At 72.0% G+C, this 7290-nt stretch carries 5 protein-coding genes; 4 read left to right on the forward strand and 1 reads right to left on the reverse strand.

Translation table 11 applies throughout. From position 1 onward, the window contains the following. The first annotated feature begins 92 nt into the window (after positions 1 to 92). Positions 93 to 872, forward strand: a complete 780-nt coding sequence (locus tag ACZ44S_RS18550) for a DeoR/GlpR family DNA-binding transcription regulator (protein WP_466930210.1) — start codon at positions 93 to 95, stop codon at positions 870 to 872. 109 nt (positions 873 to 981) lie between these two features. Further along, positions 982 to 2817 carry a glycoside hydrolase family 15 protein gene (locus ACZ44S_RS18555; protein WP_466930213.1) on the forward strand — a complete coding sequence of 612 codons (1836 nt, stop codon included), beginning with the start codon at positions 982 to 984 and terminating at the stop codon, positions 2815 to 2817. A gap of 3 nt (positions 2818 to 2820) precedes the next feature. Here ACZ44S_RS18555 and ACZ44S_RS18560 read toward each other — a convergent pair whose 3' ends face one another. Further along, positions 2821 to 3744 carry a hypothetical protein gene (locus ACZ44S_RS18560; protein WP_466930215.1) on the reverse strand — a complete coding sequence of 308 codons (924 nt, stop codon included), beginning with the start codon at positions 3742 to 3744 and terminating at the stop codon, positions 2821 to 2823. A gap of 179 nt (positions 3745 to 3923) precedes the next feature. Between ACZ44S_RS18560 and ACZ44S_RS18565 the strand changes: the two genes are divergently transcribed. Together ACZ44S_RS18565 and ACZ44S_RS18570 are read left to right on the forward strand one after the other, a co-directional pair. Next, positions 3924 to 6152 (forward strand): heavy metal translocating P-type ATPase, encoded by a 2229-nt coding sequence (locus ACZ44S_RS18565; protein ID WP_466930217.1) that lies wholly within the window; start codon positions 3924 to 3926, stop codon positions 6150 to 6152. A gap of 106 nt (positions 6153 to 6258) precedes the next feature. Further along, positions 6259 to 6918 (forward strand): phosphatase PAP2 family protein, encoded by a 660-nt coding sequence (locus ACZ44S_RS18570; protein ID WP_466930219.1) that lies wholly within the window; start codon positions 6259 to 6261, stop codon positions 6916 to 6918. Positions 6919 to 7290 lie beyond the last annotated feature (372 nt).

Below are 7290 nucleotides of genomic sequence, written 5' to 3' on the forward strand. Positions count from 1 at the left end.
GCCACCTTTCAAGCATAATCAAGCATCATGCGCTCAGCCGGGTGCGTTAGGGTCGCCGGAGAACGGGAGAACGGCCGGGAACGGGAGGGCGGATGTCACGGGACGCCCGCTGGAAGACGCTGTTGGAGCTGCTCGTCGAGCGCGGCCGGCTGGACGTCGAGGAGGCGGCCGGGGAGCTGGCGGTGTCGGCCGCGACGATCCGGCGCGACTTCGACCAGCTGGCCGAGCAGCAGATGCTGGTACGCACCCGGGGCGGCGCGGTGGTGCACGGGGTGTCGTACGAGCTGCCGCTGCGCTACAAGTCGGCGCGGCACGCGTCGGAGAAGCAGCGCATCGCCAAGGCGGTGGCGGAGCTCGTCGCGCCCGGCGAGGCGGTGGGCCTGACCGGCGGGACGACCACCACGGAGGTGGCGCGGGCGCTCGCCGTACGCGGCGACCTCGCCTCCGGGTCGCCCGCGCTGACGGTGGTGACGAACGCGCTGAACATCGCCAACGAACTGGCCGTGCGCCCCCAGTTCAAGATCGTGCTGACGGGCGGCGTGGCCCGGGCCCAGTCCTACGAGCTGGTCGGACCGCTCGCGGACGGGGTCCTGAGCCAGATCACCCTCGACGTGGCGGTGCTCGGTGTCGTCGGTTTCGACGCCGCGCACGGGGCCGCCGCCCATGACGAGGCGGAGGCCGCGATCAACCGGCTGCTGTGCGAGCGGGCAGAGCGGGTGATCGTGGCCGCCGACTCCAGCAAGCTGGGCCGACGCGCGTTCGCCCGGATCTGTGCGACCGAGTCGGTGAACACGCTGGTCACGGACTCGGCGGCGGATCCGGAGACGGTGCGCCGCTTCGAGGAGGCGGGGCTGCGGGTCGCGCTGGCCTGAACGCCTCCGCGGCCGGACCCGGCGAGGGTTCCCCGCTCGATCCGCCGGACGGACCTACGCTGGACGAAGTGGTGCACACGGGACGATGTGCGCCGCTTGGGAGGCTGCGATGGACGGGACGGCCAAGGAACAGGAGACGTCCGGCAGGCCGCGGTACACGCCGATCGCCGATCACGGGCTGATCGGTGATCTGCGCAGCGCGGCGCTGGTGGGGACCGACGGCACCATCGACTGGTACTGCTGCCCGTCCTTCGACTCGCCGAGCGTGTTCGCCGCGCTGCTGGACGCCGAGCGGGGCGGCTCCTTCCAGCTGGCGGCGGCCGTGCCCGCCCACACCAAACAGTTCTACTTCCCCGACACCAACGTGCTGATCACGCGGTTCTTCACCGAGGACGGGATCGGCGAGGTGCAGGACTTCATTCCCATCGACGGCGAGTCGGCCGAGCAGCGTCCGCACCGGCTGATCCGGCGGGTGCTCTGCGTACGCGGGTCCATGCCGTTCCGGACGCGGGTGGCCCCGCGCTTCGGCTACGGCGCCCTGCCGCACACCGTGCGGCTGACCGGCGACATCGCGCTCTTCACATCCCGTGGCCTGTGCCTCGCGCTGACCGCGACCGTCCCGCTGGAGACCGACGGCGGGGATGTACGGGCCGATTTCAAGCTGGCCGAGGGCGAGACCGCGGTGCTCACCCTGGACCCGTGCGCCGAAGGCGCGTCGCCGTACCGGTGCGAGTGCGGGGAGGCGGAGAGGGAGTTCAACGCGACGGTGGCGTACTGGAGGCGCTGGCTGTCGTCCTCGCGCTACAAGGGGCGGTGGCGGGAGATGGTGCACCGCTCGGCCCTCACCCTGAAGCTGCTCACCCACGCGCCGACGGGCGCGATCGTGGCCGCGCCGACGACCAGCCTGCCCGAGGAACTCGGCGGGGAACGCAACTGGGACTACCGGTACGTGTGGGTGCGCGACGCCGCGTTCTGCGTCTACGCGCTGCTGCGGCTGGGGTTCACGGAGGAGGCCAAGGGCTTCATGACGTTCGTCTCCCGGCACATCAGCCCGGGTGACTGCAAGGCCTCCGGCCCGTTGCAGATCATGTACGGCATCGACGGCCGCACCGATCTGTCCGAGACGGAACTGGGGCATCTCGAGGGACACCAGGGCTCCGCGCCGGTGCGGGTCGGCAACGCGGCGGCCGAGCAGTTGCAGCTCGACATCTACGGGGCGCTGGTCGACTCGATCTATCTGTACGACAAGTGGGCCGAGCCCGTCTCCAGCGAGCAGTGGGACCATGTGACGGCCCTGGTGGACTGGGTGTGTGCGCACTGGGACCAGCCGGACGAAGGCATCTGGGAGACGCGCGGAGGGCGGAAGAACTTCCTGTACTCGCGTCTGATGTGCTGGGTGGCGATCGAGCGGGCCATCCGGATGGCGCACCGGCGGGGCCTGCCCGCCGATCTCCCGCGCTGGCGGGCGACCCGGGACACCATCTACCGGCGGATCATGAGCCGCGGCTGGTCGGAGGCGCGGCAGGCGTTCGTGCAGCACGAGGACGGGGACGTGCTGGACGCGTCGGTCCTGATGATGCCGCTGGCGATGTTCATCGCGCCGACCGATCCCAAGTGGCTGTCCACGCTCGACTCCCTCACCGCCGACCTGGTGTCGGACTCCTTGGTGTACCGCTACGACCCGGACGCGAGTCCCGACGGACTGCGCGGCGACGAGGGCACGTTCTCCATCTGCTCCTTCTGGTACGTCGAGGCGCTGACCCGGGCCGGCCGGCTCGACGAGGCACGCCTTGCCTTCGAGAAGATGCTCACCTACGCCAACCATGTCGGCCTCTACGCCGAGGAGATCAGCCACACCGGGGAGCAACAGGGGAACTTCCCCCAGGCGTTCACACATCTCTCCCTGATCAGCGCCGCGTTCAACCTGGATCGCGCCCTGGGCTGAGTCTCAGTGTCCGTGGCCGTCGTCGGAGTGCTCCGGCGTGGCGCTCGGAGCCGCCTGCTCCCCCGCCTCGACCGTGAACGCCGCGGTGCGGACGACCCCGTCGTGCTTGAAGTCCAGGAACAGCCGGTACCTGCCGGTACTGGGCGCGGTGGCGGTGAAGGAGACCTCCGGGCCGGGCTCGGTGGTGCTGTCGCCGGGCTCGCCGTGGGGGTGGACGTGCAGGTAGGCGAGGTCTCCGGCGCGCAGGGCGACCAGATGGCCGTAGGCGCCGAGGTAGGGCTGGAGGTCGGTGACCGGCTTGCCGTCGCGCGAGACGCTCAGACGCAGTTCGCTCGCCCTGCCGGGCTGCAGGGACCCGCTCAACTCGACGTCGTAGCCGTCCACTCGGGCGGTGGCGGCGGGCCGGGGAAGCTCCTGCGGCCGGTAGGAGCCGGACGCGGCGAGGTCGGCGCCGAGGGTGAGGTTCTCCGCGCCCTTGCGTGCCGGGGTGAAGTCGGCGAAGACCCGGTAGCCGCCGGCCCGGGGGAGGTCGACGGGGGTGCTCCAGGTGCCGTCGGCCGCCCGGACGGGGTGCAGGTGGCGGTAGGTGAGCAGGTCACGCGAGGCGACGATCAGATGGAGTTCCTTGTCGTGCTCGCGACGGTATTCGGTCACGGCGCGGCCTCGGTCGTCCCGGACGGTGAAACGCAGGTCGGCACGGTTCCCCGCAGCAACACGAGGGGTTTCCAGCTCGAGGGTGTAACCCCCCTCGGAGATCGGCAGCCCGCCGGCCGCGTGCGCCCCCGCCGACGGCGGTTCGTGCCGCTTCTCATGCTTCGGCGCAGGCTCGGCGACGACCGGGTCGAGCGCCTCGCCGACGCCGTACGCCGTACCGAAGGTGGCGGCCAGGGCGGCGGCGAACGCGGTGATCTTCAGTCCGGTGTTCATGACCGTCTCTCCTCGAAAACGGGGTCGCCGACTCCCTTCGGAGCCGATCCATACAGGTCACCATACCCCTAGGGGGTACCAAGTCAAGCCATCCACCCCCTTGCCGAAAATACCCACCAGGGGTATACATGGAACCCGCCCTACATACCCCCACCCCGTATCTCTGACAGGAGCCCAGCATGACCGTCCCGACAGTCGGCACCGACGAGGTGGAGCTCGCGATCGGCGGGATGACGTGTGCGTCGTGCGCCGCCCGGATCGAGAAGAAGCTCAACCGGATGGAGGGGGTCACCGCCACCGTCAACTACGCCACCGAGAAGGCGCGGGTCAGCTACGGCGGTGAGGTGACCGTCCGCGACCTGATCAGCACGGTCGAGGCCACCGGGTACACGGCCCGAGAGCCGGCACCGGCCGAGCCGGCCCGGGAACCCGACGAGCTCCGCTCCCTCAGGCAGCGCCTGATCACGGCCGTGGCACTGGCGGTACCGGTCGTGGCGACGGCGATGGTCCCGGCGCTGCAGTTCGAGTACTGGCAGTGGCTGTCCCTGACACTGGCCGCACCCGTCGTGACCTACGCCGCCTGGCCGTTCCACAAGGCGGCGTTCACCAACGCGCGGCACGGCGCGGCCACCATGGACACGCTGATCTCGGTGGGCACGTCGGCCGCGTTCCTGTGGTCCCTGTGGGCCCTGTTCTTCGGTACCGCCGGCACTCCCGGTATGACGCACCCCTTCGAGCTGACCATCGCCCGCGCCGACGGATCCGGGAACATTTATCTGGAGGCCGCAGCGGGAGTGACCGCCTTCATCCTGGCCGGCCGCTACTTCGAGGCACGCGCGAAGCGGAAGGCGGGGGCGGCCCTCCGGGCACTGCTGGAGCTGGGTGCGAAGGACGTCACCGTGCTGCCCGCCGACGGACCCGAGAAGACGATCCCCGTCACCGAACTGAAGACGGGCGACCGCTTCCTGGTACGCCCCGGCGAGAAGATCGCCACCGACGGAACCGTCGTCGAGGGCTCCTCCGCGGTGGACGCCTCGATGCTGACCGGCGAGTCGGTGCCGGTGGAGGTGGCCGTCGGAGACCCGGTCACCGGAGCCACCGTCAATGTGGGCGGGCGTCTCGTCGTGACGGCCACACGGGTCGGCGCGGACACCCAACTGTCCCGTATGGCCAAGCTGGTCGAGGACGCACAGAACGGAAAGGCCGCCGCCCAGCGCCTCGCCGACCGCATCTCCGCCGTCTTCGTCCCCGTCGTCATCGCCCTGGCCCTGGGCACCCTGGGCTTCTGGCTCGGCAACGGCGCCGGCCTGACGGCCGCGTTCACCGCCGCCGTGGCGGTCCTGATCATCGCCTGCCCCTGCGCCCTCGGCCTGGCCACCCCCACCGCTCTCCTGGTCGGCACCGGACGCGGCGCCCAGCTCGGCATCCTCATCAAGGGCCCGGAGGTCCTGGAGTCCACCCGCCGCGTCGACACGGTGGTCCTCGACAAGACCGGCACGGTGACCACGGGCCGGATGACCCTGCTCGCCGTGCACACCACCGAGGACGAGGCCGAAGTGCTGCGGCTCGCGGGCGCGTTGGAACACGCCTCGGAGCACCCGATCGCCCGCGCGGTGGCCGACGGCGCACGGGAGAAGCTGGGCCGCCTGCTGACGCCGGAGGACTTCGCGAACGTCCCCGGCCTGGGTGTCCAGGGCGTCGTCGACGGCCACGCGGTCCTGGTCGGCCGGGCCGGACTGCTGCGGGAGTGGGCCCTGGAACTCCCCGAGGACCTGGCCCGTGCCAGGGACAGGGCCGAGGAGGCGGGACACACCGCCGTCCTGGTCGCCTGGGACGGCGAGGCGCGCGCGGTACTGGAGATCGCGGACGCCGTGAAGGAGACCAGCGCGGAGGCCATCAGCAGGCTGCGCGCGCTCGGACTGCGCCCGGTCCTGCTGACGGGGGACAACGAGGCGGTGGCCCGCTCGGTCGCCCGCGCGGTCGGTATCCCGCCGGAGGACGTCATCGCCGAGGTGCTGCCGCAGGACAAGGTGGACGTCGTCAAGCGGCTGCAGTCCGAGGGGCGTTCGGTCGCGATGGTCGGCGACGGGGTCAACGACGCGGCGGCGCTGGCGCAGGCCGACCTGGGCCTGGCCATGGGCACCGGCACGGACGCGGCGATCGAGGCCGGTGACCTGACCCTGGTCCGAGGGGACCTGCGGGCGGCGTCCGACGCCATCCGGCTCGCCCGCCGCACCCTCGGCACCATCCGGTCCAACCTGTTCTGGGCATTCGCCTACAACGTAGGGGCTCTGCCGCTCGCGGCGGCCGGACTGCTGAACCCCATGATCGCGGGGGCCGCCATGGCGTTCTCCTCGGTCTTCGTGGTCGGCAACTCCCTGCGTCTGCGCACGTTCCGGGCGGCCTGAACCCGGGGTGGGCGGGCCGGATGGATCATGCGTACCGTGGGCACTTGGTGGTTCCCGCCCCACGGTGCGGGTACGCCACTCCAGGATGCCACCGCGGGAGAGACAGATGAGCGAGCCGCCCACCACCGACCAGGACGTCACCCGTCCGCTCACCGGGCCCGTACCGCCCGCCGACGGAGTGCGCAGGGTAGCCTCCGCGGTGCTCGGCGACCTCAGGGCCGTGGACGGCGCCCTGTACGCGGCGGTCGCCGCCACTCCGACGCCGACCCTGGACCGGGCACTGCGCCGTCTCTCCCACGCGGCCGACCACTCCAAGATCTCCTTCACCATCGCCGGAGCGCTCGCCCTGGCCGGCTCACGGCCGCGCCGGGCGGCGCTCGCCGGGGTCGGCGCGATCGCCGTGGCGTCGGCATCGGCGAACCTGCTGGGCAAGCGCCTGGTGCGCAGGAACCGGCCGGACCGGGAGGCGGCGCGGGTGACCGTGGACCGGCACGTACCGATGCCGACGTCGGCTTCGTTCCCGTCCGGGCACACGGCGTCGGCGGTCGCGTTCGCCACGGCGGTGGGGACGGTGCTGCCTGCGGCGTCGGTGCCGTTGGGGGCGCTGGCGGGGGCGGTCGGGTACTCGCGAATCCATACGGGGGTGCACTATCCGGGTGATGTGGCCGCCGGTGCGGTACTGGGCATCGCCAGCGCGGCGACCGCGCTGGCCGTGGCGTCGGCCCGCCTGCCCGCGTCGTACGCGCGGGGGCCGCGGCGGGGGTGAGCCTGCTGGTCGGCGCGGTCCGGGGGTGGGTTGCGCAGCCTACGGGGTGCCTCCCCCCACTCTCGACCGCGCTCGAGCGGGAGGTACCTCCAAGGCCCTTAAAGGCACTGGGGGAGGCACGACTGCCCGCGGATCGCGGCAGGAGCGGCGGCGGGCCGCAGCCGCGAACGGCGCGAGGTGCGGATCGCGGCGGGCGCGGGGTAGCCGCCGACGGCGGGGAGGGGACGGGGCGGGGGTGTCCGCCCGCAGTGGCTGGCGCGTCCGCACCCCGCACCCCACCAACAAGCCCCATCGCGCCAGTCCGAGGACGGACACCCCCTCCCCGGCCCCGCACCCCCCACCCACCGTAGGCGCTACGCGCACCCCCACCGG

It is taken from the genome of Streptomyces malachitofuscus, assembly GCF_055571035.1.

Excerpts from the sequence above, each read along its gene's own strand:
- ACZ44S_RS18555 (WP_466930213.1), top strand. The coding sequence starts at position 982 with ATGGACGGGACGGCCAAGGAACAGGAGACGTCCGGCAGGCCGCGGTAC.
- ACZ44S_RS18560 (WP_466930215.1), bottom strand. The coding sequence starts at position 3,744 with ATGAACACCGGACTGAAGATCACCGCGTTCGCCGCCGCCCTGGCCGCC.
- ACZ44S_RS18570 (WP_466930219.1), top strand. The coding sequence starts at position 6,259 with ATGAGCGAGCCGCCCACCACCGACCAGGACGTCACCCGTCCGCTCACC.
- ACZ44S_RS18550 (WP_466930210.1), top strand. The coding sequence starts at position 93 with ATGTCACGGGACGCCCGCTGGAAGACGCTGTTGGAGCTGCTCGTCGAG.
- ACZ44S_RS18565 (WP_466930217.1), top strand. The coding sequence starts at position 3,924 with ATGACCGTCCCGACAGTCGGCACCGACGAGGTGGAGCTCGCGATCGGC.